At 71.8% G+C, this 23724-nt stretch carries 22 protein-coding genes, 1 tRNA gene and 1 pseudogene; 13 read left to right on the forward strand and 11 right to left on the reverse strand.

Annotated elements, in window-relative coordinates; translation table 11 throughout:
• Nucleotides 1–12: 12 nt before the first annotated feature.
• On the reverse strand, nucleotides 13–1044 hold the full coding sequence (locus ACWEQO_RS18770) for a LacI family DNA-binding transcriptional regulator (RefSeq protein WP_452984341.1): 1032 nt from the start codon (nucleotides 1042–1044) through the stop codon (nucleotides 13–15).
• A 115-nt stretch (nucleotides 1045–1159) separates the two neighbouring features.
• Here ACWEQO_RS18770 and ACWEQO_RS18775 point away from each other — a divergent pair, with 115 nt between their 5' ends.
• The 3 genes from ACWEQO_RS18775 (at nucleotide 1160) to ACWEQO_RS18785 (ending at nucleotide 4274) form a co-directional block, all read left to right on the forward strand.
• Nucleotides 1160–2347: a phytanoyl-CoA dioxygenase family protein gene (locus ACWEQO_RS18775; RefSeq protein ID WP_361454320.1), complete on the forward strand. Its 1188-nt coding sequence runs from the start codon at nucleotides 1160–1162 to the stop codon at nucleotides 2345–2347.
• Nucleotides 2348–2376: 29 nt separating this feature from the next.
• Nucleotides 2377–3153 (forward strand): SDR family oxidoreductase, encoded by a 777-nt coding sequence (locus tag ACWEQO_RS18780; RefSeq protein WP_361454323.1) that lies wholly within the window; start codon nucleotides 2377–2379, stop codon nucleotides 3151–3153.
• Nucleotides 3154–3269: 116 nt separating this feature from the next.
• Nucleotides 3270–4274: a Gfo/Idh/MocA family protein gene (locus tag ACWEQO_RS18785; RefSeq protein ID WP_452984344.1), complete on the forward strand. Its 1005-nt coding sequence runs from the start codon at nucleotides 3270–3272 to the stop codon at nucleotides 4272–4274.
• A 52-nt stretch (nucleotides 4275–4326) separates the two neighbouring features.
• Here ACWEQO_RS18785 and ACWEQO_RS18790 read toward each other — a convergent pair whose 3' ends face one another.
• Genes ACWEQO_RS18790 through ACWEQO_RS18810 form a run of 5 tightly spaced genes read right to left on the reverse strand, consistent with a single transcriptional unit; the run spans nucleotide 4327 to nucleotide 9319 of the window.
• The gene (locus tag ACWEQO_RS18790; protein WP_452984346.1) at nucleotides 4327–5346 is read right to left on the reverse strand and encodes a Gfo/Idh/MocA family protein; all 1020 of its coding nucleotides are present in this window, start codon (nucleotides 5344–5346) and stop codon (nucleotides 4327–4329) included.
• Nucleotides 5347–5402: 56 nt separating this feature from the next.
• The gene (locus ACWEQO_RS18795; protein ID WP_361454332.1) at nucleotides 5403–6305 is read right to left on the reverse strand and encodes a sugar phosphate isomerase/epimerase family protein; all 903 of its coding nucleotides are present in this window, start codon (nucleotides 6303–6305) and stop codon (nucleotides 5403–5405) included.
• A 1-nt stretch (nucleotide 6306) separates the two neighbouring features.
• Nucleotides 6307–7218, reverse strand: coding sequence for an ATP-binding cassette domain-containing protein (locus tag ACWEQO_RS18800; protein ID WP_452984348.1), 912 nt, complete (start codon nucleotides 7216–7218; stop codon nucleotides 6307–6309).
• Nucleotides 7219–7223: 5 nt separating this feature from the next.
• A complete protein-coding gene (locus ACWEQO_RS18805) occupies nucleotides 7224–8300 on the reverse strand; it encodes an ABC transporter permease (protein ID WP_452984350.1) in 1077 nt (358 codons plus the stop codon).
• On the reverse strand, nucleotides 8300–9319 hold the full coding sequence (locus tag ACWEQO_RS18810; protein ID WP_361454341.1) for a sugar ABC transporter substrate-binding protein: 1020 nt from the start codon (nucleotides 9317–9319) through the stop codon (nucleotides 8300–8302). Before ACWEQO_RS18810 ends, ACWEQO_RS18805 begins: the two co-directional genes overlap by 1 nt.
• A 312-nt stretch (nucleotides 9320–9631) precedes the next feature.
• On the opposite strand from ACWEQO_RS18810, the pseudogene ACWEQO_RS18815 reads away from it, so the two are divergent.
• From ACWEQO_RS18815 to ACWEQO_RS18835, 5 genes and pseudogenes are all read left to right on the forward strand, one after another.
• Nucleotides 9632–9790: pseudogene (locus ACWEQO_RS18815) on the forward strand (5-dehydro-2-deoxygluconokinase); the annotation flags it as partial.
• Nucleotides 9791–9842: 52 nt separating this feature from the next.
• A complete protein-coding gene (locus ACWEQO_RS18820; protein WP_452984352.1) occupies nucleotides 9843–10718 on the forward strand; it encodes a Cgl0159 family (beta/alpha)8-fold protein in 876 nt (291 codons plus the stop codon).
• Nucleotides 10719–10770: 52 nt separating this feature from the next.
• Nucleotides 10771–11664 carry a 5-deoxy-glucuronate isomerase gene (gene iolB, locus ACWEQO_RS18825; protein WP_452984354.1) on the forward strand — a complete coding sequence of 298 codons (894 nt, stop codon included), beginning with the start codon at nucleotides 10771–10773 and terminating at the stop codon, nucleotides 11662–11664.
• The gene (gene iolD / locus ACWEQO_RS18830) at nucleotides 11661–13532 is read left to right on the forward strand and encodes a 3D-(3,5/4)-trihydroxycyclohexane-1,2-dione acylhydrolase (decyclizing) (RefSeq protein WP_361454350.1); all 1872 of its coding nucleotides are present in this window, start codon (nucleotides 11661–11663) and stop codon (nucleotides 13530–13532) included. The genes iolB and iolD overlap by 4 nt, the downstream gene beginning before the upstream one ends.
• Nucleotides 13533–13584: 52 nt before the next feature.
• Entirely contained in the window at nucleotides 13585–14370 is a 786-nt protein-coding gene (locus tag ACWEQO_RS18835) for a GntR family transcriptional regulator (RefSeq protein WP_452984357.1), read from the forward strand.
• On the opposite strand, the gene ACWEQO_RS18840 is transcribed toward ACWEQO_RS18835, so the two are convergent.
• From ACWEQO_RS18840 to ACWEQO_RS18850, 3 genes are all read right to left on the reverse strand, one after another.
• Nucleotides 14360–15166 carry a DUF427 domain-containing protein gene (locus ACWEQO_RS18840; RefSeq protein ID WP_452984359.1) on the reverse strand — a complete coding sequence of 269 codons (807 nt, stop codon included), beginning with the start codon at nucleotides 15164–15166 and terminating at the stop codon, nucleotides 14360–14362. The genes ACWEQO_RS18835 and ACWEQO_RS18840 overlap by 11 nt on opposite strands.
• Before the next feature lie 154 nt (nucleotides 15167–15320).
• Nucleotides 15321–16238, reverse strand: a complete 918-nt coding sequence (locus tag ACWEQO_RS18845) for an alpha/beta hydrolase (protein ID WP_452984361.1) — start codon at nucleotides 16236–16238, stop codon at nucleotides 15321–15323.
• A 1035-nt stretch (nucleotides 16239–17273) separates the two neighbouring features.
• Nucleotides 17274–17347: transfer RNA gene (locus ACWEQO_RS18850), tRNA-Pro, on the reverse strand.
• A 99-nt stretch (nucleotides 17348–17446) separates the two neighbouring features.
• Between ACWEQO_RS18850 and ACWEQO_RS18855 the strand changes: the two genes are divergently transcribed.
• Nucleotides 17447–17989 (forward strand): DUF309 domain-containing protein, encoded by a 543-nt coding sequence (locus tag ACWEQO_RS18855; protein ID WP_452984363.1) that lies wholly within the window; start codon nucleotides 17447–17449, stop codon nucleotides 17987–17989.
• Between the two features lie 49 nt (nucleotides 17990–18038).
• Nucleotides 18039–18821 (forward strand): precorrin-6A synthase (deacetylating), encoded by a 783-nt coding sequence (gene cobF, locus ACWEQO_RS18860; RefSeq protein WP_452984365.1) that lies wholly within the window; start codon nucleotides 18039–18041, stop codon nucleotides 18819–18821.
• A 20-nt stretch (nucleotides 18822–18841) separates the two neighbouring features.
• Here cobF and ACWEQO_RS18865 read toward each other — a convergent pair whose 3' ends face one another.
• The gene (locus tag ACWEQO_RS18865) at nucleotides 18842–19582 is read right to left on the reverse strand and encodes a cobalt-precorrin-6A reductase (RefSeq protein WP_452984367.1); all 741 of its coding nucleotides are present in this window, start codon (nucleotides 19580–19582) and stop codon (nucleotides 18842–18844) included.
• A gap of 179 nt (nucleotides 19583–19761) precedes the next feature.
• On the opposite strand from ACWEQO_RS18865, the gene ACWEQO_RS18870 reads away from it, so the two are divergent.
• A complete protein-coding gene (locus ACWEQO_RS18870; RefSeq protein WP_452984369.1) occupies nucleotides 19762–21162 on the forward strand; it encodes a diacylglycerol/lipid kinase family protein in 1401 nt (466 codons plus the stop codon).
• A gap of 79 nt (nucleotides 21163–21241) precedes the next feature.
• Here ACWEQO_RS18870 and ACWEQO_RS18875 read toward each other — a convergent pair whose 3' ends face one another.
• Entirely contained in the window at nucleotides 21242–22036 is a 795-nt protein-coding gene (locus ACWEQO_RS18875) for a sulfite exporter TauE/SafE family protein (protein ID WP_452984371.1), read from the reverse strand.
• A gap of 153 nt (nucleotides 22037–22189) precedes the next feature.
• On the opposite strand from ACWEQO_RS18875, the gene ACWEQO_RS18880 reads away from it, so the two are divergent.
• Both ACWEQO_RS18880 and ACWEQO_RS18885 read left to right on the forward strand, forming a co-directional pair.
• Nucleotides 22190–22672 (forward strand): Dps family protein, encoded by a 483-nt coding sequence (locus ACWEQO_RS18880; RefSeq protein WP_361454378.1) that lies wholly within the window; start codon nucleotides 22190–22192, stop codon nucleotides 22670–22672.
• Between the two features lie 168 nt (nucleotides 22673–22840).
• Nucleotides 22841–23653 (forward strand): SAM-dependent methyltransferase, encoded by an 813-nt coding sequence (locus ACWEQO_RS18885; protein ID WP_452984374.1) that lies wholly within the window; start codon nucleotides 22841–22843, stop codon nucleotides 23651–23653.
• The last annotated feature ends 71 nt before the right edge of the window (nucleotides 23654–23724 follow it).

A 23724-nucleotide genomic window follows, 5' to 3' on the forward strand; every position in this document is an offset into this window, starting at 1 on the left:
GCCGTCACTCCGTCACACCACGGCCTGCGGGGGCATGTTGTACGGCGTGACCACCTGGATCGGGGACGGCAGGGTGGGGCCCGCGGGCGGCAGGGCGCCGTGCGCGCGCATCACGAGGTGGCAGGCCTCGCGCAGGTCCTGGCGCAGGTCGTGGTGGAGCACCGCGGACAGGCGGTGCTCGCGCAGCAGCCGGGTGTTGTCGTGGTCGAGGTCGTGTGCGACGAACACGGCGCACTCCCGTCCGGCGTCCTCGAAGGCGCGCAGGGTCGCGATGTTGCCGCCGCCGATCGAGTAGACCGCGCGGATGTCCGGGTCGTGGTCCAGGGCGGCCCGGACGAGGTCGTACTGGGTGACGTCCAGGCCCTGGCCCTCGGCGATCTCGACGAGGGCGCGTCCGGGGTGCCGGGCGCGCATGGCGGCCCGGAAGCCCATCTCGCGTTCCTCCTCGTTGCGGAAGAACCCGCTGCTGAGGCTGGTGAGCACATGGCCGGGCCGGTCTCCCAGCCACTGGCCCACGAGGTAGGCGGCGGTGGCGCCCGCGGCCCGGTTGTCGCTGCCGACACAGCCGACCCGGGCACTCGTCGGCAGGTCGGTCACCAGGGTCACCACCGGGATGCCCGCCGCGGCGAGCCGGCCGACGGCGGCGGTGATCTCGGGGACGTCCGGCGCCTTGAGGATCACGCCCTGCGAGCCGCGCCGGGCGATCCGGTCGAGGACGGCGGTCAGCTCCTCGGCGGGGCCGGTCTCGCGGAAGTGGAAGCGGGAGCGGACCACCGCCGGGTGCAGTGCGGGCAGTTCGGCCTCCAAAGCGGCGCGCACGGCGGTGGAGAACCGCTCGGGCGACTGCATCACGATGTCCACCATGAACGTGCGGCCGACCAGCCGGACCTGGGTGCGCTGCCGGTCCAGGTCGGCGATCGCGCGGCGCACCTCCTGCGCGGTGCTCTCCCGCACCCCGCCGCGGCCGTTGAGGACCCGGTCGACCGTGGCCTCGCTCAGCCCTGCCTGACGTGCGATCTCCCTGATCGGGAAGGGGTGGCCCATGCGTCGGCTCCTGAGACTTCTGAGGGGTTTTTGATGGCCTGCTGATGGTTGTTCGAAGGCTTTGTAATGACAAGAATGACAGAGCCGAGTCCCCCCGTGACCCGAAGGGACGAACATGTCCTTCTCCCCCGCTTCCACCCCGGCCCGGCCGTCCGCGGAGCAGCGGCCCTGGCTGTCCGAGCAGGACTGCGACCTGGACGCCTTCCGTGCCCTGGTCGAGCAGACCACGGAAGGCGCCGACTACCCGCACGCCTCGGCCGTGGAGCAGAACGTGCTGCTCTACGACGCCGACCGGCTCGCCCTCGCGGACCGCCGCGACGCGCAGGCCGAGCTGGTGCGCGCCCTCGCCGAGGGCCCCGGCATCGTGGTCGTCCGGGGCGCCTTCCCCGACCCGGCGGTCGTGGACCGGGCCACCGCCGTGTTCGACGCCCTGATCGCCGAGCAGCGCGCCACGGGCGCCACCGCCGGCGACCACTTCGCCAAGCCGGGCGCCAACGACCGGGTGTGGAACGCCCTGGAGAAGACCGCCCTCCACGACCCGCGGGCCTTCGCGGACTACTACGCCAACGACGTGATCGCCCTGGTCTCCTCGGCCTGGCTCGGCCCCGGCTACCAGGTCACCTCCCAGATCAACGTGGTCAACCCGGGCGGCGCCGCCCAGACCGTGCACCGTGACTACCACCTGGGCTTCCTGTCCAACGAGGTCGCCGCCGCCTACCCGGCGCACGTGCACCGGCTCTCCCCCGTGCTCACCCTCCAGGGCGCGGTCGCGCACTGCGACATGCCCGTCGAGTCCGGTCCCACGCTGTATCTGCCGCACTCGCAGAAGTACGGGTCCGGCTACCTCGCCTGGCGGCTCCCCGAGTTCCGGGCGTACTTCGAGGAGCACCACGTGCAGCTGCCGCTCGCCAAGGGCGACGCGGTCTTCTTCAACCCGGCGCTGTTCCACGCGGCCGGCGCCAACCGTTCGGCGGACATCCGGCGCATGGCCAACCTGCTCCAGGTCTCCTCCGCGTTCGGCCGGGCCATGGAGACGGTGGACCGCGAGGCCGTGACCGGAGCCGTCTACCCGGCGCTGCTCAGAGCCCGGGCGGAGGGCGCCGGCGAGCAGTGGCAGGAGAACGTGATCGCGGCGAGCGCCGAGGGCTACCCCTTCCCCACCAACCTCGACAACGACCCGCCGGTAGACGGTCTGGCCCCGCCCTCGCAGGCCGACCTCGTGCGGCGGGCGCTGCGCGAGGAGTGGACCGCGCGGACCCTGCGGGACGCGCTGCGGACCGCCGCCGAACGGCGCGACAGCTGAAAAAGGACCCGGACCCCAGGAGCACAGTCATGGGACTTCTCGACGACAAGGTCGTCCTCGTCAACGGCGGCAGCCAGGGCGTCGGCGCCGCCGTCGCGCGGGCCGCCGTCCGCGAGGGGGCGGCCGTGGCCGTCACCGGGCGCCGCCCCGAGCCCGGTGAGGCCCTGGCGGCGGAGCTGACGGCCGCGGGCGGCAGGGCGATGTTCGTCCGCGCCGACCTGGCGGACGCCGAGCAGGCGAAGGGGTCCGTCGCCCAGGTGGTGCGGGCCCACGGCCGGGTCGACTGCCTGGTGAACTCGGCGGGGCTGACCGCGCGCGGCACGCTGCTGGACACCACGCCGGAGCTGTTCGACCAGCACATCGCGATCAACCTCAAGGCGCCGTTCTTCGCCATGCAGGCCGCCGTGGCGGACATGGTGCGGCGCGAGGCTCCCGGCACGGTCGTCAACATCATCACCTCGTCGGCGCACGGCGGGCAGCCGTTCCTGGCGCCCTATGTCGCCGCCAAGGCCGGGCTCATGGGCCTGACGAGGAACGCCGCGCACGCCCACCGGTGGGACCGGGTCCGGATCAACGGCCTGAACATCGGCTGGACCGCGACCGAGGGCGAGGACGCCACCCAGCGCACCTTCCACGCCGCCGGCGACGACTGGCGCGAACGGGCCGCCGCCCGGCTGCCGATGGGCCGGCTGGGCCGGCCGGACGAGATCGCCGACTTCGTGGTCCTCCTGCTGTCCGACCGCTCCGGCGTGGTCACCGGCTCCGTGATCGACTGGGACCAGAACGTCCTCGGCGGCCTCGACTGACCTCCCCCGCCCCGCCGTAGCCCGCTCGTACGCTCCCCCGTACTCCCGCATCTCCGTCTCCCCGCACCCCCGTACCCCCGCACCCCCGCATCCCCGCTTCCAAGGAGCACCACCCCATGCGCATCGGAATCCTCGGCCTCGGCCGCATCGGCGCCTTCCACGCCGAGACCCTCTCCGGGCTCGACGCCGTCGAGTCGCTCGTCGTCTCCGACCCCTTCGCGGACGCCGCGAAGGCCGCCGCCGACCGGTTCGACGCCGAGGTCGCCGACTCCCCCGAGGCCGTGCTCGCGGCCGGGGTGGACGGCGTGGTGGTCGCCGCGGCGACCGACGCCCACCCGGGGCTGATCCTCGCCTGTGTCGAGGCGGGCGTCCCCGTGTTCTGCGAGAAGCCCGTGGCCGGCACGATGGCCGAGGGCGTACGGGTGCTGAAGGCGGTCGAGGGCCGGGACGTGCCGATCCAGATCGGCTACAACCGCCGTTTCGATGCCGCCTTCGTCGCTGCGCGGGCCGCCGTGCACAGCGGTGAACTCGGCCCGCTGCACACCGTGCGCTCCACCACGCTGGACCCGGCGCCGCCGCCGGCCGCGTACATCGCCGCGTCCGGGGGCATCTTCCGCGACTGCTCCGTGCACGACTTCGACATCATCCGCTGGGTGACCGGCCGTGAGGTGACCGAGGTGTACGCGGTGGGCGGCAACCGGGGTGCCGACTACATCGAGGAGGCGGGCGACGCCGACACCACCGGCGCGCTCCTCACCCTGGACGACGGCACCATCGCGGTCGTCTCCAACAGCCGCCACAACGCCCGGGGTTACGACGTCCGCATGGAACTCCACGGCTTCCAGGACTCCATCGCGGTCGGCCTGGAGGACAAGCTGCCGCTGCGGTCGGTGGAACCGGGCACGACGTTCCCCGCCGGCCCCCCGCACGACTTCTTCATGGACCGCTTCGCCGCGGCCTACCGGGCCGAACTGACCGCGTTCACCGAGGTCGTGGCCGGGTCCCGCCCCTCCCCGTGCACGATCGAGGACGCGCTGGAGGCGGGCTGGATCGCGGAGGCGTGCACCCTCTCGCTGCACGAGCACCGGCCCGTCACCCTCGAGGAGGTGCGTCGGGCATGAGCGTGGGGGCCGTCCTCGCGAAGGACGGCCCCCACCCACGTGTCACGTCGTCTCACCGGTACAGCGGGGGCTTCTCCGCCAGTTCGACGGCGACCCGGCCGCCTTCCTCCAGGGACCGGACACCGGCCTCGCAGACGGCGGCCGCCGCGTAGCCGTCCCAGGTGCTGGGGCCGGTGACCTCGCCCCGGCGGGTGGTGTCCACCCAGGCCTGGACCTCGTCGTCGTAGGCCTGGGCGAAGCGTTCGGCCCAGTCCTGGGCGATGGTGCCGCCCCAGCGGCCGGCCATGTGGGTGACCAGGTCGTGGCCGTCGCCGATGCGGGCGGTGCCGCGTTCGCAGACCGCCTCGGCCTGGACCTGGTAGCCGAAGCCGCAGTTGACGAAGATCTCGACGTCGCTGAGCGCGCCGCCGTCGGTCTCCAGGACGACGAACTGCGGGTCGCGCAGTCCGTCCGGGGCGCCGGCGGAGGGGGTGGGGCGCAGCACCGTGACCGCGGTGATCTCGTGGCCCAGCAGCCAGCGGGTGGCGTCCACTTCGTGCGCCACGGAATCGCTGATCAGCATGGAGCTGGTGAAGAACGGCGGGCTGGCCACGTTGCGGTGCCGGTTGTGCAGCATCAGCGGGCGGCCCAGCTGCCCGCTCTCCAGCAGGGCCTTGAGGCGGACGTACTCGGCGTCGTAGCGGCGCATGAAGCCGACCTGGACGCGGCGGTGGCCGAGTGCCTGTTCGGCTTCCACGACGCGCAGCGCGGAGGCCGCGTCGGGGGTGAGCGGCTTCTCGCACAGGACGGGCAGGTCGTGCTCGAACGCGGTGAGCAGGGCCGCCTCGTGGGCCGGCCCCGGGGAGGCGATGAGGACGGCGTCGACGTCGGCCGCCGCCATCGCGGCGGCCGGGTCGGTGTGGACGGTGCAGCCGTCGACGCCGGCGGCCACCGCCTGGGCCCGTTCCGCGTCGGTGTCGACGACGGCGGTGACCCGCGCGCCGCTGATGACCCGGTCGATCCGGCGCACGTGGTCCGCGCCCATGCGGCCCGTGCCGATGACGGCGATTCCCAGGGGTTCCTGCCGGTTCATGTCGTCGTCTCCCCTTTCCGGGTGGTCGGGTTTCCGGGTGGCCGGGCTCCTGGCCGTCAGGCGCCGCAGGAGCGGAGGAACTTGCGGGTGCGGACCGCGATCGGCAGCGGCTTGTCCGGTTCGCAGGGGTACATGTCCTGCTCGACGATCGCGAACAGGTCCACGCCCAGCTTCTGGGCGGCCGTGAGGACCGGGCCCAGCTCCGGTACACCGGCGGGCGGTTCGCACATCACGCCGCGCTGCACGGCGGGGCCGAACGGGATCTCGTTCGCGACCACGTCGGCGAGGATCTCCGGGTCGACCTGCTTGAGGTGCAGATAGCCGATGCGTTCGCCGTAGGTCTCGATCAGCTTGACGCTGTCGCCGCCGCAGTAGGCGTAGTGGCCGGTGTCGAGGCAGAGGTTGACCAGGGAGGAGTCGGTGGAGTCGAGGAAGCGCTCGACGTGTTCCTCGGTGTCGATGTGGGTGTCGGCGTGCGGGTGGACCACGATGTCGAGACCGTAGGTGTCCCGCACCTGGCGTGCGAGGCGTTCCATGCCCCGGGTGAGGTGGCCCCACTGCTCGGTGGTGAGCTCCGGGGCCTCCAGGATCTCGGCGGTCTTGTCGTCGCGCCAGAAGGACGGGATGACGACGAGGTGCTCGGCGCCCATGGCCTGGGTGAGGGAGGCGACCCGGCCGACCTGCTCCCAGGTGGACTCCCACTCGGAGGGGCCGCGGTGCAGTCCGCAGAAGATGGTGCCGGCGGAGACCTGGAGGTCCCGCTTCTTCACCTCGTCGGTGAGGCGGGCGGGGTCGGTGGGGAGGTAGCCGTAGGGGCCGAGTTCGATCCAGGAGTAGCCGGCCTCGGCGACCTCGTCGAGGAAGCGCTGCCAGGGCACCTGCTGCGGGTCGTCGGGGAACCAGACGCCCCAGGAGTCGGGGGCGGAGCCCACCCGGATGCGGTCGAGCGCGACTGCCATGTCAGGTCTTTCCTTCCGGGGATGCCGCTGCGGGGGTCTGGAGGTCCTCCGCCTCGGGGAGTTCCTCCACGTCGACGCCGCGCACCTGCGCCAGCTCGTGCTTGAGGGCGGCGAGTTCGGTGCCGCCGGCCATGTGGTGGGTGAGTTCCTCGAGGGTGACGTCGCTGCGGGCGGCGGAGAGTTCCACGGTGCCCAGGCGCAGGACGCTGAAGTGGTCGCCGACCATGTAGGCGTGGTGCGGGTTGTGGGTGATGAAGATGACGCCGAGGCCGCGGTCGCGGGCGGCGGCGATGTACTTCAGCACCACGCCGGACTGTTTGACGCCGAGCGCGGCGGTGGGCTCGTCGAGGATGAGGACGCGGGCGCCGAAGTAGACGGCGCGGGCGATGGCCACGCACTGGCGCTGGCCGCCGGAGAGGGTGCCGATGGGCTGCTCGAGGTCGTCCAGGACGATGCCCATGTTGCGCAGTTCCTCGTCCGCGGTCCTCTTCATCCGGTCGATGTCGAGGCGGCGCAGGGGCCAGGGGCCCCTGGTCATCTCGGAGCCGAGGAAGAAGTTGCGCCACACCGGCATCAGCGGGACGACGGCGAGGTCCTGGTAGACGGTGGCGATGCCCTGGTCGAGGGCCTCGCGCGGGGTGGAGAACCGTACCGGGGCGCCGTCGACGAGGAACTCGCCCTCGGTGTGCTGGTGCAGCCCGGAGATGATCTTGATGAGGGTGGACTTGCCGGCGCCGTTGTCCCCGAGGACGCAGGTCACCTTGCCGGGGTGGACGCTCAGGTCGACCCCGTGCAGGGCGCGGATGTTTCCGTAGGACTTGCCGGCGCCGCGGAGTTCGACCAGGGGGCGCTCCCCGTCCGGGGCGGTGTCCTTGAGGACGGCACCGTGGGTGCCGGTCGTGTCGTCGGTCATCGCTGTCACCTCCGGGTCGCCGTGCGCTGGACCCACAGATTGATGAGGACGGCGCCGAGGAGCATGACGCCGAGGAAGGCCTTGAACCAGTCGGGGTTCCAGCCGGCGTAGACGATGCCCTGCTGCACCATGCCGAACATGAAGGCGCCGAAGACCGGGCCGATCGCGGAGCCGTAGCCGCCGGTCATCAGGCAGCCGCCGATCACCGCGGCGGCGATGTAGATGAGCTCCTGGCCCACGCCCTCGCCGGACTGCACGGTGTTGAAGGAGAAGAGCTGGTGCATGCCGACGAACCAGGCGCCGAAGCCGACCAGCATGTACAGGGAGATCTTGGTGAAGTTCACCGGTACGCCGACGGCGCGGGCGCTCTCCTTGTTGCCGCCGACCGCGAAGATCCAGTTGCCGTACTTGGTGCGGAGCAGCACCCAGGCGGCGAGGACGGCGAAGACCAGCCACCACACGATGGTGATCTTCACCTGGACGCCGCCCAGCTCGAAGCTGGAGGCGAAGAGGGCCTTGGCCTGGTCGAAGCCGTCCATGTCGCTGATGTCGTCGGTCGCGACGTTCCCGGTGACCGTCTTGGTCACGGCCAGGTTGATGCCCTGGAGGATCAGGAAGGTGCCGAGGGTGACCAGGAAGCTGGGCAGGCCCGTCTTCATCAGGAACCAGCCGTTGAACATGCCGACGGCGAGGGACACCGCGAGGGCGGCGATGACGCCCACCCACACGTTCATGGACAGCTGGTAGGCGAGCATGCTCGCGGTGAGCGCCGAGGTGACCACGGCGACGCCGGCCGAGAGGTCGACCTCGCCGCCGATCATCAGCAGCGCCACCGGCAGGGCCATGATGCCGATGGTCGAGGACTGGTACAGGATGTTCGCCATCGAGCTGCTGTCCCGCATCGGCGGGGCGGCGATCAGGAAGAACACCAGAACGACCACGACGCCGAGGAAGACGCCGACCTCGGGCCTGGTCAGCAGCCTGCGGAGCGGTGTGCGCGGCGCGGTGCGGCCGTCGTTCGCCTTCGGGCCGGAGGCTGGCGGTGGGGTCACCGCCGGCTCAGCCTGTCGGGTCATGCTCATCACCGAGTGCCCTTCGCGGCGTACTCGGCGACCGCGTCGACGTTGGACTTGTCGACGAACGCAGGGCCGGTCAGCACCGGCTGCTCACCGCCGCCGCTGTAGTTGCCGTTGTTCTCGTAGAGCCACAGACCGTCGATGGCGAGGTAGCCCTGGAGGTAGGGCTGCTGGTCCACGGCGAACTCGATGTCGCCGGCCTGGATCGCCTTGGTCAGGTCCTTGTTGAGGTCGAAGGTGGCGACCTTCGCCTTGCTGCCGGCGTCGCCCACCGACTGCACCGCGGTCGGCGCGAAGGGGGCGCCGAGGGTGGCGACGTAGTCGATGGCGGAGTCCTGCTTGAGCTTGGCGGTGATCGTCGACTTCACCGACGGCATGTCGACGCCGTTGACGTTGAGGATCTGGGTCTTGCCCTCGAAGGTCTTCTTCAGGCCGTCGCAGCGCTGGGTCAGGCCGACGTTGCCCTGCTCGTGGATGACGCAGACGGTGTTCTTCGCACCCACCTCGTTCAGCTTCTTGCCGAAGGCCTCACCCGCGACGGACTCGTCCTGGCCGAAGAACTCGAGCAGGCCGAGGTCCTTCCAGTCGCTCAGGCCGGAGTTGATGCCGACGACGGGTATGCCGGCCTGCGTCGCCTTGTCGATGACGCTCTTGAGCGCGTCCGGCTTGGCGAGGGTGACGGCGATGCCGTCGACCTTCTGGTCGATCGCGTTCTGCACCAGGTTGGCCTGGTTGCCCGCGTTCGGGTCGAAGGAGTAGACGAGCTTGACGTTGTCCTTGGCGGCGGCGGCCTCGGCGCCCTTGCGGACGATGTCCCAGAAGGTGTCACCGGGAGCCTGGTGCGTGACGAGGGCCACCGTCATGCGGGGCGTGCTCGCCTTGCCGTCCGAGGAGGCGTCCGCGCCTTCCTCGGACTTCTTGCCACCGGAACCACTGGAGCAGCCGGCAAGGGTCAGGGCAGCCGCCGCGGCCACCGCGACGAACGGCGCGATTCTGCGGGGGCGGTTGTGAGAAGAGCGGTCCATCTTAGCCTGCACCTCACTGTGCTACGCGGGAAAAGGGCGGGTTCCGAGGATCCTCCCCGGAGCCTCGGACGTCCGGTCTGTCGTGCGAAACGGCTGTCGTGTTGGGACGGGATCAAAGCCCTTGCCGCGCACTCTGTCAATACTTTGTTAAGACATCATTTCACTAGCTAGTCCGAATGTAAGTACAAACTATTGACAGCGTTGCCCTCCGCGACCTACACCTGAGAGGCGGCAGGTCCCTGGCTTCCACGTCCCCACCGTCGCAGGGCGCCAGGGGACCCGCATCCCCTGCAGTTCGAGGAGCTTCGCTCGATGACTGACTCAGACGCACCACAGTATTTCGACCTGATCACCTCGGGTCGCATCGGGGTCGACCTTTACCCGTTGGAGACCGACGTTCCGCCTGCGAAGGTCGAAACATTCGGAAAGTTCCCCGGTGGTCCGGCCGCGAACGTCGCGGTGGCCGCCGCCGTGCCACCGGGCGACGCGCGCCTGCCGAGCCTGTCCTGAACGGAGTCCTCTCGTGAACCTCAGCATCTGTGACCTCACCGCGGTCCGGGCCCGGCATCCGGAGGCCGTCGCCGAGGCGGCGGCCCGCCGGGCGCGCCGCCCGCTGATCGGCGACAGCGGGCGGCTGATGATCGTGGCCGCCGACCATCCCGCGCGGGGCGCGCTCGGCATCGGCGACCGGCGGCTGGCCATGGCCGACCGCGCCGATCTGCTGGAACGCCTCTGCGTCGCGCTGTCCCGGCCCGGCGTCGACGGGGTGCTGGCCACCGCCGACGTCCTGGAGGACCTGCTGCTGCTCGGCGCGCTGGAGAACAAGGTCGTCATGGGGTCGATGAACCGCGGCGGGCTGGCCGGCTCGGCCTTCGAGATGGACGACCGCTTCACCGGCCACCGCCCCGAGGACATCGAGCGGTTCGGCTTCGACGCGGGCAAGCTGCTGGTCCGCATCGACTACGACGACCCGGGCTCCCTGACCACCCTGGAGTCCACCGCCCGCGCGATCGACGCCATGGCCGAACGCCGGCTCCCGGTGTTCGTGGAGCCGTTCATCTCGCGCCGGGTCGACGGCAGGGTCCGCAACGACCTGTCGGCCGAAGCCGTCATCCGGTCCATCGCCATCGCCTCCGGCCTCGGCGGCACCTCCGCCTACACCTGGCTGAAACTGCCCGTCACCGAGAACGCCGACGACATGGCGGAGGTCCTGCGCGGCTCCACCCTGCCCGTCGTCCTGCTCGGCGGCGAGGTCGGCGACCAGGAGGCCGCGTACGAGCGGTGGGGCAAGGCGCTGCGGCTGCCCTCCGTGCAGGGCATGGTCGTCGGCCGCTCGCTGCTCTACCCGGCGAGCGGCACCGTGGAGTCGGCGGTGGACACCGCCGTCGGCCTGTTGTGAGAAGCCCGTCGAGAGACTCGTCGAGAAGCCCGTTCCGAGACGGAGGCATGCCATGAGGTACCACCTTCCCGCGGGCAAGGCGCACGCCGGCCCCTACGTCGTCGACGTGACCCCCGAGACCGCCGGCTGGGGGTACTCCAGCCTGCGCGTGCTGGAACTGCCGCCCGACGGCAGCCACACCTTCGACACCGGCGACAGCGAGTGGATCGTGCTGCCGCTGAGCGGCGGCTGCACGGTCGTCGCGGACGACGACTTCGGCCACGACACCTTCGAACTCACCGGCCGCACCGGCGTGTTCGACGGCGTCACCGACTTCGCCTATGTGCCGCGCGACGCCCGCGCGAGCGTGACCTCCGCCGCCGGCGGCCGGTTCGCGCTCACCGGCGCCCGCTGCACCCGCCGCCTGCCCGCCCGCTACGGGCCGGCCTCGGACGTCCCCGTGGAGCTGCGCGGCACCGGGAACTGCTCCCGGCAGGTCAACAACTTCGGCGCGGCGGGCACGTTCGAGTGCGACAAGCTGATCGCGGTGGAGGTGCTCACCCCGGGCGGCAACTGGTCGTCCTTCCCGCCGCACAAGCACGACGAGCACCGGCCGGGCGAGGAGTCCGTGCTGGAGGAGATCTACTACTTCGAGTTCGCCGGCCACGACGGCGTCCCCGGCCTCGGCTACCAGCGGGTCTCCCCCTCCGGTCCGGGCCGGGAGACGGACGTGCTCGCCGAGGTGCGCGACGGCGACGTCGTCCTCATCCCGGACGGCTGGCACGGGCCGTCCATGGCGGTGCCCGGCCACCACATGTACTACCTCAACGTCATGGCCGGCCCGGAGACCGAACGGGCCTGGCTGATCTGCGACCATCCCGACCACGCCTGGATCCGCGACACCTGGCCGGACCGGCCGGTCGACCCCCGTCTCCCCCTCTACACCGCCCCGGAGAGGTCCGCATGAGCGCCGCCACCCGCCGACTGACCACCGCCCAGGCCCTGGTGCGGTTCCTGTCCGCCCAGTACACCGAGCGGGACGGTGTGCGCCGCCGGCTGATCGCGGGCACCTGGGGCATCTTCGGCCACGGCAACGTGGCGGGCGTCGGGCAGGCACTCGTCGAGTACTCCGACGTCATGCCGTACCACCAGGGCCGCAACGAGCAGTCGATGGTGCACGCGGCCGTCGCCCACGCCCGCCAGCTCAACCGGCTCTCGGCGCAGGCCGTGACCACCTCGATCGGCCCCGGCGCCACCAACCTGGTCACCGGCGCCGCCCTCGCCACGATCAACCGGCTGCCGGTGCTGCTGCTGCCCGGCGACTACTTCGCCTCGCACGCCGCCGACCCGCTGCTCCAGCAACTGGAGCACCCGGTCGAGGCCGACGTCTCCGTCAACGACACCCTGCGCCCCGTCTCCCGCTACTTCGACCGGATCACCCGCCCCGAGGCGCTGATCGCCTCCGCGCTGAACGCGATGCGGGTGCTCGCCGACCCGGCCGAGACCGGCGCGGTCACCCTCGCACTGCCGCAGGACGTCCAGGCCGAGGCGTACGACTGGCCCGAGGAGTTCTTCGCCGACCGCGTCTGGCCCGTACGGCGTCCGGCGCCCGACCCGGCCGAGCTGGCGGCGGCCGTGGCAGCCGTACGGGCCGCCCGGCGCCCGCTGATCGTCGCCGGCGGCGGCATCCACCACAGCGAGGCCGAGGAGGCGCTCAAGGCCCTCGTCGACGCCACCGGCATCCCGGTCGCCTCCACCCAGGCCGGCAAGGGCTCCCTGCGCCACGACCACCCGGCCGACCTCGGCGGCATCGGCCACACCGGCACCGCGGTGAGCGACGACCTCGCCCGCGCCGCCGACCTGGTGATCGGCGTCGGCACCCGCTACACCGATTTCACCACCGCCTCCGGCACCCTCTTCCGCCACCCGGACGTCCGCTTCCTCAACCTCAACATCACCGGCTTCGACGCCCACAAGCTGGCGGCGCGCACCCTGGTCTGCGACGCCCGCACCGGACTCGAGCAGCTCGCCGGCGCGCTGGCCGGACACCGCGTGGACGCGGCGTACGAGGCCGAGTACCGCGCCGGCAAGGAGCGCTGGGAGCAGGTCGTCGAGACCGCCTACCGCGCCGACGACGAGAACGCCGTGCCGACCCAGACCCAGGTGCTCGGCGCGCTCGACGCGGTCGTGGGCGACACGGACGTGGTGATCAACGCGGCCGGTTCGCTCCCCGGCGACCTGCACAAGCTGTGGCGTGCGCGCAGCCCGCGCCAGTACCACCTGGAGTACGGCTACTCCTGCATGGGCTACGAGATCCCGGCCGCCCTCGGCGTCCAGCAGGCCGCGCCCGGCACCCCGGTCTGGGCGCTGGTGGGCGACGGCACGTACCTGATGATGCCGACGGAGATCGTCACAGCCGTCCAGGAGCGGCTGCCCGTCAAGATGGTCCTGATCCAGAACCACGGCTACGCCTCCATCGGCGGCCTGTCCGAGGAGACCGGCGGCGAACGCTTCGGCACCGCCTACCGCCACCGGGCCGAGGACGGCACCTTCACCGGCGCCCCGCTGCCCGTCGACCTCGCCGCGAACGCGGCCAGCCTGGGCATGGACGTGCTGCGCGCCAAGACGGTGCGGGAGCTGCGGGACGCCCTGGCGCGGGCCCGTGCCGCCGACCGGCCGACGTGCGTGTACGTCGAGACGGACCCGGCCCCCACCGCTCCCCCGGCCGAGGCCTGGTGGGACGTGCCGGTGGCCGAGGTCGCCTCCCGGGAGACCGCCGTGCGGGCCCGCGAACGGTACGAGGCCCGGGTCGCCGAACGCCGCCGCCACCTCTGACCGGTTCCCGAACCGACCGTCCCCGACCGCGCCCTCGACAGGGAGGCACCCCATGGCGAAGTCCGGTGACCGGCCCCGTGCCGTGACCGAACCCGCGCTCAGCACACTGGACTTCGCCCTGGACCGGGGCAGTCCGGTACCGCTGTACCACCAGCTCGCCCAGCAGTTGGAGGCGGCGATCGAACGCGGTGTCCTCGCCCCGGGCGACCTCCTGGGCAACGAGGTCGACCTCTCCCTGCGCCTCGGCCTGTCCCGCCCCACCGTCCGCCAGGCCATCCAGTCCCTCGTCGACAAGGGACTGCTGGTCCGGCGGCGCGGGGTGGGCACCCAGGTGGTGCACAGCCGGGTCAGGCGGCCACTGGAACTGAGCAGCCTCTACGACGACCTGGAGGCGGCGGGGCAGAGCCCGACCACACGGGTCGTACGCCACGAGACGGTCCCGGCGCCCGCCGGGGCGGCCGCCGCGCTCGGCCTGGCAGAAGGCAGTGAGGTCGTCCTGCTGGAACGCCTGCGCCGCACCCACGGCCAGCCGGTCGCCCTGCTGTGCAACTACCTCCCGTGCGACCTGCTCGACCTGGACGACGCCCGCCTGGAGTCGACCGGCCTGTACCGCATGATGCGCTCGGCCGGCATCACCCTGCACAGCGCCCGCCAGACCGTCGGCGCCCGCTCTGCCACGGCCTCGGAGGCATCCCGTCTGGACGAGAAGGTGGGCGCCGCCCTGCTCACCATGGAGCGCACGGCCTACGACGACACGGGCCGCACGGTGGAGTACGCCACCCACATCTACCGCGCCTCCCGCTACTCCTTCGACTTCCAGCTCCTGGTCAGGTCCTGAGGCCCGCGCTGAAGGGCGTGACCGGGCGCGGGAGGCGCTCACCGTCCACGGTGAGGTCGACCGCCTCGTTGAAGAAGGCCAGCCGCCCCCTGATCGCGGCCACGGCGGGCAGCGGATCGGTGTAGCTCCACACGATGTCCGGCGGTACGGCGCCCCCGCCGCGCCAGGACCAGTACCGGTCGGCCGTGCCCTTGTACGGGCAGTCGGTGCTGTGCTCCGTGGCCTCGAAGAGGTCCAGGCGGACGTCCTGGCGCGGCAGGTAGTAGCGGGTCGGCAGGGAGGTCTCGAACAGCAGGACCGGGGACCGGCTGTCGGCGACGACCGTGCCGTCGATCCCGACCCGGACGTGGCGGCTGCTCGGCACGGCGTCCACCCGGGTGTGCGGGTCGCGGGGATGGACGAAGATCTCCTCGTCCTCCTCGTACCAGTGGTCGAGTCCCGTGTCGGTGCGCCGGAACCACTCGAAGGCGAGGTGGTCGGCCAGGTCCTCCGCGGGGAACGTCCAGGCCGCGTTCGGGCGCACCCCGTCGCCGGTCTCGAGGTCGTGGAAGACCGTCGAGCCGGTGTGCCTGCCCATGGGCGGGTCCTGTGCGGGGCGGAGGAGCTCCGTGCGCACCTCCGCACGGGGGAAGGCGTACTGCGGGACGGGCAGCCGGGGCTCCCAGACGAGGAGCGGGTGGCGGCTGTCGACGACGGTGACACCACCCGCGGTACCGCGCACCCAGCGCTCACTGGGCTCCCACAGCAGGCCTTCGGGGGTCGCGCGGATGGTACGGGCGGCGGGGTGGGTGGTCATGACCGGCACTCCCTCCGGATGTCCGGTTGTCCCTTCCACGGTCCCACCGCCACACCCGGACCTCTCAGCACGCCCCGTCCGGCCGAGCCCGCTGCCCCGCCGTCAGGTTCTCCTCCCGCTGGGACCGGGATCCTTCGAGGATCGCGGTCAGTCCCTACAACTGCATGATCCGGTCGCGCAACCAGGAGTCGATGCCGCTGAGTGCCGTCCTGGCCATTGCCGTGGGGTGGCCCGTGAAGCCGTGGGGTGCGTCGGGGTAGACCCGGAGCTCGACGTCATTGCCGGCCGCTGACAACCGTCCTGCCAGCGCCAGGTTGTCTTCCAGCAGAACATCGGCGCTTCCGACGACCAGCAGCGTCGGAGGAAGCCCGCCGAGAACACCGTAGACGGGAGAGATGTCGGGAACAGTGCGGTCTTCCACATGACCGGCGTACGCCTGGATGAAGTACTCGTCCGCGATGCGGCGGCCGGCCGGGGTTCGTGCGCTCAGGTCGTAGGTCCCGAACTGGAGTGCCGCGCCGGTGAACCGGCCGACGGCTCCTCTGTCTCTCAGCCGGAGCAGGGTCGCCAAGGCGAGTGTGGCTCCCGCGGAGCTCCCGCCGATCGCAAGTCGGGACGTGCCGAAGCGGGCCTCGGCTTCTTCGGTGAGCCAGAGTGCCGCCGCTTCGCAGTCGTCGGGTGCCGCCGGCCAGGGATGCTCAGGGGCCAGCCGGTAGTCGACGCTGACAACGGCGAGGTGCAGGGCGTCTGCGAGCTCGCGGTTGCGTTCGTCCCCTCGCGCTGCGGAGTCCATGAAGAAGCCGCCGCCGTGTATGTCCAAGTAGACGCCCCGCGGCGGACTGTCGACGGGAGTGAAGATCCTGACGGGGACACCCGCTTCCGCGGCTTCGACAGTCTCTTCGACGGCAGGCGGATCGGCGGCACGAGGAGCGGACCTCTTCGCTCGCGCCTCCTTGAGCTCCTCCAGCGTGCTGGGGCCACGACCTGCCACCCTCGACTTGTAGAAGTCACGAGCTTCCTCGACCTGCTCCGCGGGCACGTCGGCGAACAGTGCGCCCAGCGCGAATCGCATGCACCCTCCTCATCACTCGGACCCCACCTCCACGCTGTCGCCGACCTACGACGCGAGTCCCCCCGCCGCGATGTAGCCGGAAGTCGGCCCACAGGGCTCGCGGCATCCGACATCCCGCTTGACGGGACGTCATCCCGAGCCGGGCTTCCCGCTTGCCCACAGCCGCACCCGCATCGACCCCGCCCAGGCGTGAAAGGTCGCTGTTTATTCTCCTTCGTTCCTACTCAAGGCCTTGAGCACGTGATCTAGCTCATTCGGCATCACGACAATGAGAACAGCGCCTTCGGAGGAGGTGCACTCAACGATCCTGGACCTGCCGTTGATCTTGATTGCTTCGCGCCGTGAAGGTGAACGCAGGCTGACCTGTCGCAACCCTGCCGGAAGCGATACTGCCGCACCGGCCCTGGTACGAGGCTCCCAAGCCATCGTGGAAGGGCCTATCACCATGCGCCCTCGAAGCCACCGTCCCTCAAGCGAGGGACGCCGGAGCAGACAGGGAACCTTGATCACATGCCCCTGAGCGGCACTTTCTGCACGTTGTTTCACCTTCCGGCGGAGCAGCCACACCGTCGACCCGGCTACTGCCGGCAAAACAACCAGTTCGATCACTGAAGCAGTCAAGCAGCATCCCACCCAGATACCCAGCTGCTCAACAGGCTTTCTCCATCAGAGGATTCGCCTTCGGCCGATCACCAGAACCCGCGAGAGACCACTGGAAACGGGCCGGTACCGGCCATCCGAACGGGGGGCCGCTGTCGACCGGCACCCTCCATGTCTCAGGGCCGTGGCCTGGGTGAGTGCGCGGCCCGCACTTTGCTCGAGCGAGCGCCGAGCGAGGACCACTGGGGAGTCCGTGCACGCCTTCCCCGCAACGAGCAGCAGGGCCTCGAACGGCATCTGCCGAACCGTTCAACCGGTCTCGATGAGCAATGCCTGCGCGGAAGCGTGTGACGACTGCCCTCGAAACGATCAAGGGCCCCTCCCCACCGAAGTGGAGAAAGGCCCTGACCTGGGCTCGACGCCCGTCCTGCACCGTCGGGACGACAGGATTTGAACCTGCGACCCCTTGACCCCCAGTCAAGTGCGCTACCAAGCTGCGCCACGTCCCGGTGCGCTCACGTGCGGTGAAGCGCGTGATCACGCAGACAGCACTTTACCGCACACCGCGCCCCGCGCCGAAGCGAGGTCGGAGAGGGGACAATCGGCGTATGGACAGCACGGACAGGACCTCCCCGGACCGGACGACCGTCACGCGGGACCGGGACGGTGAGGGGCGGGCGCGCAACGCCCGGCCGCGGGACGGGCTGGGGCGGCCGCTGCCGTACGGCGCGGAGGGGGTGCCCCGGCAGCCCGAGGGGGTCGTCCGGCCGCCGGAGGCCAGCGTCGACGAGGCGCAGCGGCTGCTGGACGAGGGGATGCCGTTCCACGCGCACGAGGTGTTCGAGGACGCCTGGAAGTCGGGGCCCGAGGAGGAGCGGGAGCTGTGGCGGGGGCTGGCCCAGCTCGCCGTGGGGCTCACCCACGCGGCGCGCGGGAACCTCACCGGTGGGGTCCGGCTGCTGCGGCGCGGGGCGGGCGCGGCGGAGGAGTGGGCCGCGGGTGCCGGGTCCGCGCGTCCGCACGGGATCGACCTCGACGCTGTCGTCGCCTGGGCCCGGGAGCTGGCGGCGGAGGTGGAGCGGGGGGACGGCGTTCCCGTGGACGCGGGGGCGCGGGCGCCACGGCTGCGGGGCACGTCCCGGCGAGGATAGTTCCGGACGCGGTGCGCGGGGTGTCGGTGGCGTGCGGCAGACTCGGGGCGTGCGAAAAATCCATGTCATCGGTATCGGCGCGGGCGATCCCGACCAGTTGACCCTGCAGGCGGTCAAGGCACTGCGCGGGACGGACGTGTTCTTCATCCTCGACAAGGGCGAGGTGAAGGCGGACCTGACCGGGCTCCGCCGGGACATGCTCGACGCACACCTGCCGGAGCGGACGTACCGCGTCGTCGAGGCGCGCGACCCGGAGCGGGACCGGAGGGCCGGCGGCGCGGACTACTCCCCTGCCGTCGGTGACTGGCGCAGCGCCCGCGCGGACATCTACGAGCGGCTGATCGACGAGGAGCTCGGCGAGGGCGAGGTGGGCGCGTTCCTGGTGTGGGGGGACCCGTCGCTGTACGACAGCACGCTGGGCATCCTCGAGGAGGTGCTGGCGCGGGGCGTGGTCGCCTTCGAGTACGACGTGGTGCCGGGGATCAGCAGTGTCTCGGCGCTCGTCGCCCGGCACCGTACGGGGCTCAACAGGGTCGCCCGGCCGGTCCAGATCACCACGGGCCGGCGGCTCGCGGAGGGCTTCCCCGAGGGGGTGGACGACGTCGTCGTGATGCTGGACGCCCACCAGACCTTCCGGCAGTACGTCGACCGGGCCGACCAGGACATCCACATCTACTGGGGCGCCTACATAGGGACCCCGGACGAGATCCTCGTCTCCGGGCCGCTCGCCGAGGCCGCTCCCCGGATCGAGCGGCTGCGTGCCGAGGCCCGCGAGCGCAAGGGCTGGATCATGGACACGTATCTGTTGCGGCGGAACCCCGAAGGCAGCTGAGCTGCCCGGGATCCGCCGCGTCAGAACGGTCCCAGGCGTTCCAGGGCGCTCGGCACGTCGGGCACCGGGCTGACGCCCTGCGGCAGTGGTGGGCGGCGTACGACCACGACGGGCAGGCCGAGTTCGCGGGCCGCCGTGAGTTTGGCGGACGTCGCCGTTCCTCCGCTGTCCTTGGTCACCAGTACGTCGATGCGGTGCTCCCGCAGCAGGGCCCTCTCGTCGGCCACGGTGAACGGTCCGCGGTCCAGCAGGACGCAGATGTGCGGCGGCATGGGCGGTTCGGGGGGTTCCACCGACCGGACCGTGAAGTGGAGCCGGGTCAGCCGGGCGAAGGCGGCGAGGCCCAGGCGGCCGGTGGTGAGGAAGGCCCTCCGTCCGAGCCGGGGCAGCAGTTCGGCGGCGGCGTCCAGGGAGGGGACCGGGTGCCAGCGGTCGTCCGGTCCGGGCTGCCAGCCGGGGCGGCGCAGGACGATCAGGGGCACGCCGGTCGCGGTCGCGGCCCGTGCCGCGTTCGCCGTGATCCGCTCGGCGAACGGGTGCGTGGCGTCGACCAGGGCCGTCACGTCCTGCTCGCGGAGCCAGTCGGCGAGCCCTCTCGCCCCGCCGAAGCCGCCGACGCGCATCCCGCCCGCGACCGCTGAGGGCCGTGCCACCCGTCCGGCGAGCGAGGTGGTCACCCGCACCCCGGGGCGGACGGTCAGCTCGGCGGCGAGTTCGCGTGCCTCGGTGGTGCCGCCGAGGACCAGGACGTGTGCGGACATGACGCCGAGCGTACGAGGCCGGCTCCGGAGGGAGCGGGGGCGGGCCCGGAAGGGGGCGTCGGAGAGGCGCCGGAGGGGCGGTCCGGCGGATGTCGGACGTGCGCCGTGACCAGGACGCGAATGTCGGCGACGCCCGTGCCCCCGTACGTCCTACGATGACGCCGGCGACTGGAGGAGTCATGGCCGTGGACTTGAGCAGGCGGGCCTACCGGGTCCAGCGGTGGTCCGCACGGGTGGCGCTGGCCGCGGCCGTGCTCGCGGTGCTGTTCCCGCTCCTCTACGGAGGCCTGCGGGGGCTGGTGCTGCTGCTCTGCGGTGCGGTGGGCCTCGTCGTGAGCATCGCGGCCCTGTGGTGGACGCTGACCCTGCGGGGTCCGCTGCGCTGGGTGGCCGGGGTGGTGGCGCTGTGTGTGCCCGCGGCCGTCGTCACGCTGTTCGCCGTCACCCTGTTCTGGGTGCTGCCGCTGTCGCTGGCCCTGTGGGGGCTGGCCGTGTGGAGCGGCCGGTACGCGCTGCGGGGGACGGGGAGCGAGCGGCTGCGGGACCGGCCGGGGGAGTTGCGGACACCGCCGCCCCGGCGGCCGGTGCTCATCATGAACCCCCGGTCGGGCGGCGGAAAGGTGGGCCGGTTCCGCCTGCGGGAGAAGGCGGAACGCCTGGGGGCCCGGGTCGTCCTGCTCGATCCGGAGGTGCAGAACGACGTGGCCGCTCTGGCCCGGGAGGCCGTCGCGGACGGCGCCGATCTGCTGGGCGCCGCCGGCGGCGACGGCACGCAGGCGCTGGTCGCGGCCGTGGCCGCCGAGCACGGCATCCCGTTCCTGGTCATCAGCGCCGGGACCCGCAACCACTTCGCCCTGGACCTGGGCCTGGACCGCGGTGATCCGGCCTCCTGCCTGGACGCGCTCACCGACGGGGTGGAGCTGCGCGTCGATCTCGGTTTCGCCGGGGACCAGCCCTTCGTGAACAACGCGTCCTTCGGCGCGTACGCCTCGATCGTGCAGAGCCCGGCCTACCGGGACGACAAGATCGGCACCAGTCTGGAGCTGCTGCCCGACCTGCTCACCGGGCAGCAGGGTCCCCGGCTGGTCGCCCGCATCGGCGACACGACGCTCGACGCCCCGCAGGCGGTGCTGGTCAGCAACAACCCCTACCGCACCGACGATCCCTTCGGCCTGGGGCGACGGGATCGGCTCGACTCGGGCGTACTGGGTGTCCTCGGCGTCAAGGTGGAGGGCGCGGTGCACGCCGCCGCGCTGCTGCTGGACCCCGCGCCGAGCGGGCTCACCATCCTGACCGCCTCCGAGGTGGTCATCGAGGGGGACCGCGCGGAGATAGAGGCCGGGGTCGACGGGGAGGCGCTGGTGCTGCCGGCGCCCGTCCGCTGCCGTATCGCACCGGGCGTGCTCCGGGTCCGCGTCCCCCGCAAGCGGCCCGGCGTGGCGCCGCCGCCCCCGCGCTTGGACTGGCGGCGGCTGCGCAAACTGGCGGCGACGGTCGGGCGCACGGCGGCCCCCAGCCGGTTCCGGCACCAGGATCTCCCGCAGACGGAGGGCAGGGAGCCCTTTCTCGGCTCACGGTAGGTCCGACGCCCACACCGGCACCCACCGGCACCTGGCACCCACCGGCACCCGGCACCCGGCCCCGGCTCCGGCACCCGGCTCAGTGCAGCAGCAGTTGCAGGCCGCCCACCACCGTCGCCGCGATCACCAGCCGCTCGAAGAGCACCTGGTCGATCCGGCTCACGGCCCATTTACCGAGGAACGCGCCGGGCACGACGAACAGGACCAGTGCCGCGTCGAGCAGCAGCGACTCCGCGTCGATCAGTCCGAGGCCCACGCTGAACGGCACCTTGGACGTGTTGACGATCAGGAAGAAGAAGGCCGACGTCCCCAGGAAGCCCAGCTTCCGGAAGCCCGCGGAGAGCAGGTACAGGGACATCACCGGTCCGCCCGCGTTGGCGACCATGGTGGTGAAACCGCCGAGGACGCCGTACGAACGCGCCTTGAGCCTGCCGGTCCGGGAGGTGACCGCGTCGGGTTCGTTCCCGGCGCCGTCCCCCTGCGCCGCCCTCTCCGCGGTGCGTCGCCGCCACACCGTCACCCCGGACATCAGCAGCAGGATCGCCCCGATCGACGTCCGTACGATCTCGTCGTCCGCCCACATCAGGAAGACGGTGCCGGCCACGACGCCCGCGGCGACCGCCGGGAACAGCCGCCACAGCGTGGGCCAGTGGGCGTGCCGCCGGTAGGTGAGGACGGCGAGCACGTCCCCGGCGATCAGGATGGGCAGCAGTACGCCGGTGGAGGCGCGGGCGGGCAGCACCGCCGCGAAGACGGCGAGGCTGACCGTGTTGGCCCCGCTCACCGCGGTCTTGGAGAAGCCCACGAGCAGGGCTGCGAAGGCGAGGGCGGCGAACTGCCAGCCGTTGAGGTCCCAGAGCGTCATCGTGTTCATTGCGGGGACCGATGCTATGTCCCCCGATGATCGCGGTCAGCAGCGTCTCGCCTGATGGTCCTGCCGCGGGGGTCGCCGTGTTTGCACCGGAGCGTCCGGGGCACCCGCGCGGTCGGACGAGAAAGAGGAAAACGTGAAGGGAGTCCCCACCCCATGACCGTTGTGCGGAGCACGCTGCCCGACGAGGACCGCCGGATCGCCTGCGAGGCACTCCAGAGCACCCTGGTGGACCTCCTCGGCCTCTCCCTGATCGGCAAGCAGGCGCACTGGAACGTCGTGGGTCCGCGGTTCCGTTCGGTCCACCTCCAGCTGGACGAGGTGGTCTCGGCCGCGCGCACCGGCGCCGACACGGTCGCGGAGCGCTCCGCGACGCTCGGCGTGCCGCCGGACGGCCGTCCGGAGACCGTCGCCAAGGTCTTCTCGCTGCCCGTCCCCGAAGAGGGCTGGCTGCGGGACGAGGACGCCGTGCGGGTCATGACGGAGGCGCTGGGGACCGCGGTCGTACGGCTGCGCGAGCGCGTCGACGCCACCGAGAAGGCGGACCCGGTCACCCAGGACCTGCTGATCTCCGTCACCGCCGAACTGGAGAAACTGCGCTGGATGTTCGAGGCGGAGAACACCCCCTTCGGTTCCTGACGGACGCATCCGGCGCCCCGTCCCGGCGCCCCGGCGCCCACTTCCCCGCCCTCTCTCGCTCCCGCTTCCCCCGTCCCGCTCTCCCGTTCCCGGGACAGGGTGATCATCGCGCGGCACAATGACCGCGACGGCCGGATCCGGCCGGAGGAGCGAGGGAGGGCGAGAGACGTGGGCGAGAGCCGCACCCCGCCGGGGGTCCCGGCGCGGCCGGACACCTCTGTCGCGCACAACGCGCGCGTGTGGAACCACTGGGTCGGCGGCGAGGACGCCTACGAGGTCGACCGGCGGGTCGGTGACCGCGTCGCCTCGATCATCCCGGTCGTCCGGGACATCGCCCGCGCGGACCGGGAGTTCCTGGGCCGGGCCGTCACGTATCTGACCGGTGAGCGCGGGGTGCGGCAGTTCCTCGACGTGGGCGCCGGACTGCCGACCGCGGACAACACCCACCAGATCGCGCAGCGGATCGCTCCGGACTCCCGGGTCGTCTACGTCGACAACGACCCGGCCGTGTCGGCCCACGCCCGGAGCCTGCTCACCGGCGGCCCCGACGGCACGACCGCCTACCTCGACGCCGACGTGCGCGACCCGGACGCCGTCCTCGAACGGGCCGCCGCCACACTCGACTTCGACCGTCCGGTCGCGGTGATGATGCTGGGCGTCCTCAACTTCGTCCTCGACACCGGCGAGGCCCGTGAGGTCGTACGACGGGTCATGGCGGCCGTCCCCTCCGGCAGTTTCCTCGTGCTCACCCACCCCACCTCCGACGCCGAGGTGGGCGGCGAGGACCAGATCCCCGCGATGGCGTTCTGGAACGAGAACGCCACTCCCCCGATCACCGCCCGCAGCGCCGAGGACATCGCCGCGTTCTTCCAGGGGCTGAACCTGGTCGAGCCCGGTCTGGTGCCCTGCTCGCGGTGGCGTGCCGAGGCGGACGCCGCGGTCGTCGTACCGCAGTACGGCGCGGTGGCCGTGAAGCCCTGACGCCGTGCAACCCTGGCTCCGTGCAACCCCGACGCGACCGTCCGGACGCGAGCGTCGATCATCCGATCCGG

The organism is Streptomyces sp. NPDC004051 (genome assembly GCF_053604275.1).

Bases quoted from the DNA above. Each gene is read 5' to 3' on its own strand.
- ACWEQO_RS18770 (WP_452984341.1), bottom strand. From the start codon at position 1,044: ATGGGCCACCCCTTCCCGATCAGGGAGATCGCACGTCAGGCAGGGCTG.
- ACWEQO_RS18775 (WP_361454320.1), top strand. From the start codon at position 1,160: ATGTCCTTCTCCCCCGCTTCCACCCCGGCCCGGCCGTCCGCGGAGCAG.
- ACWEQO_RS18780 (WP_361454323.1), top strand. From the start codon at position 2,377: ATGGGACTTCTCGACGACAAGGTCGTCCTCGTCAACGGCGGCAGCCAG.
- ACWEQO_RS18785 (WP_452984344.1), top strand. From the start codon at position 3,270: ATGCGCATCGGAATCCTCGGCCTCGGCCGCATCGGCGCCTTCCACGCC.
- ACWEQO_RS18790 (WP_452984346.1), bottom strand. From the start codon at position 5,346: ATGAACCGGCAGGAACCCCTGGGAATCGCCGTCATCGGCACGGGCCGC.
- ACWEQO_RS18795 (WP_361454332.1), bottom strand. From the start codon at position 6,305: ATGGCAGTCGCGCTCGACCGCATCCGGGTGGGCTCCGCCCCCGACTCC.
- ACWEQO_RS18800 (WP_452984348.1), bottom strand. From the start codon at position 7,218: ATGACCGACGACACGACCGGCACCCACGGTGCCGTCCTCAAGGACACC.
- ACWEQO_RS18805 (WP_452984350.1), bottom strand. From the start codon at position 8,300: ATGAGCATGACCCGACAGGCTGAGCCGGCGGTGACCCCACCGCCAGCC.
- ACWEQO_RS18810 (WP_361454341.1), bottom strand. From the start codon at position 9,319: ATGGACCGCTCTTCTCACAACCGCCCCCGCAGAATCGCGCCGTTCGTC.
- iolB (WP_452984354.1), top strand. From the start codon at position 10,771: ATGAGGTACCACCTTCCCGCGGGCAAGGCGCACGCCGGCCCCTACGTC.
- iolD (WP_361454350.1), top strand. From the start codon at position 11,661: ATGAGCGCCGCCACCCGCCGACTGACCACCGCCCAGGCCCTGGTGCGG.
- ACWEQO_RS18835 (WP_452984357.1), top strand. From the start codon at position 13,585: ATGGCGAAGTCCGGTGACCGGCCCCGTGCCGTGACCGAACCCGCGCTC.
- ACWEQO_RS18840 (WP_452984359.1), bottom strand. From the start codon at position 15,166: ATGACCACCCACCCCGCCGCCCGTACCATCCGCGCGACCCCCGAAGGC.
- ACWEQO_RS18845 (WP_452984361.1), bottom strand. From the start codon at position 16,238: ATGCGATTCGCGCTGGGCGCACTGTTCGCCGACGTGCCCGCGGAGCAG.
- ACWEQO_RS18855 (WP_452984363.1), top strand. From the start codon at position 17,447: ATGGACAGCACGGACAGGACCTCCCCGGACCGGACGACCGTCACGCGG.
- ACWEQO_RS18865 (WP_452984367.1), bottom strand. From the start codon at position 19,582: ATGTCCGCACACGTCCTGGTCCTCGGCGGCACCACCGAGGCACGCGAA.
- ACWEQO_RS18870 (WP_452984369.1), top strand. From the start codon at position 19,762: ATGGCCGTGGACTTGAGCAGGCGGGCCTACCGGGTCCAGCGGTGGTCC.
- ACWEQO_RS18875 (WP_452984371.1), bottom strand. From the start codon at position 22,036: ATGAACACGATGACGCTCTGGGACCTCAACGGCTGGCAGTTCGCCGCC.
- ACWEQO_RS18880 (WP_361454378.1), top strand. From the start codon at position 22,190: ATGACCGTTGTGCGGAGCACGCTGCCCGACGAGGACCGCCGGATCGCC.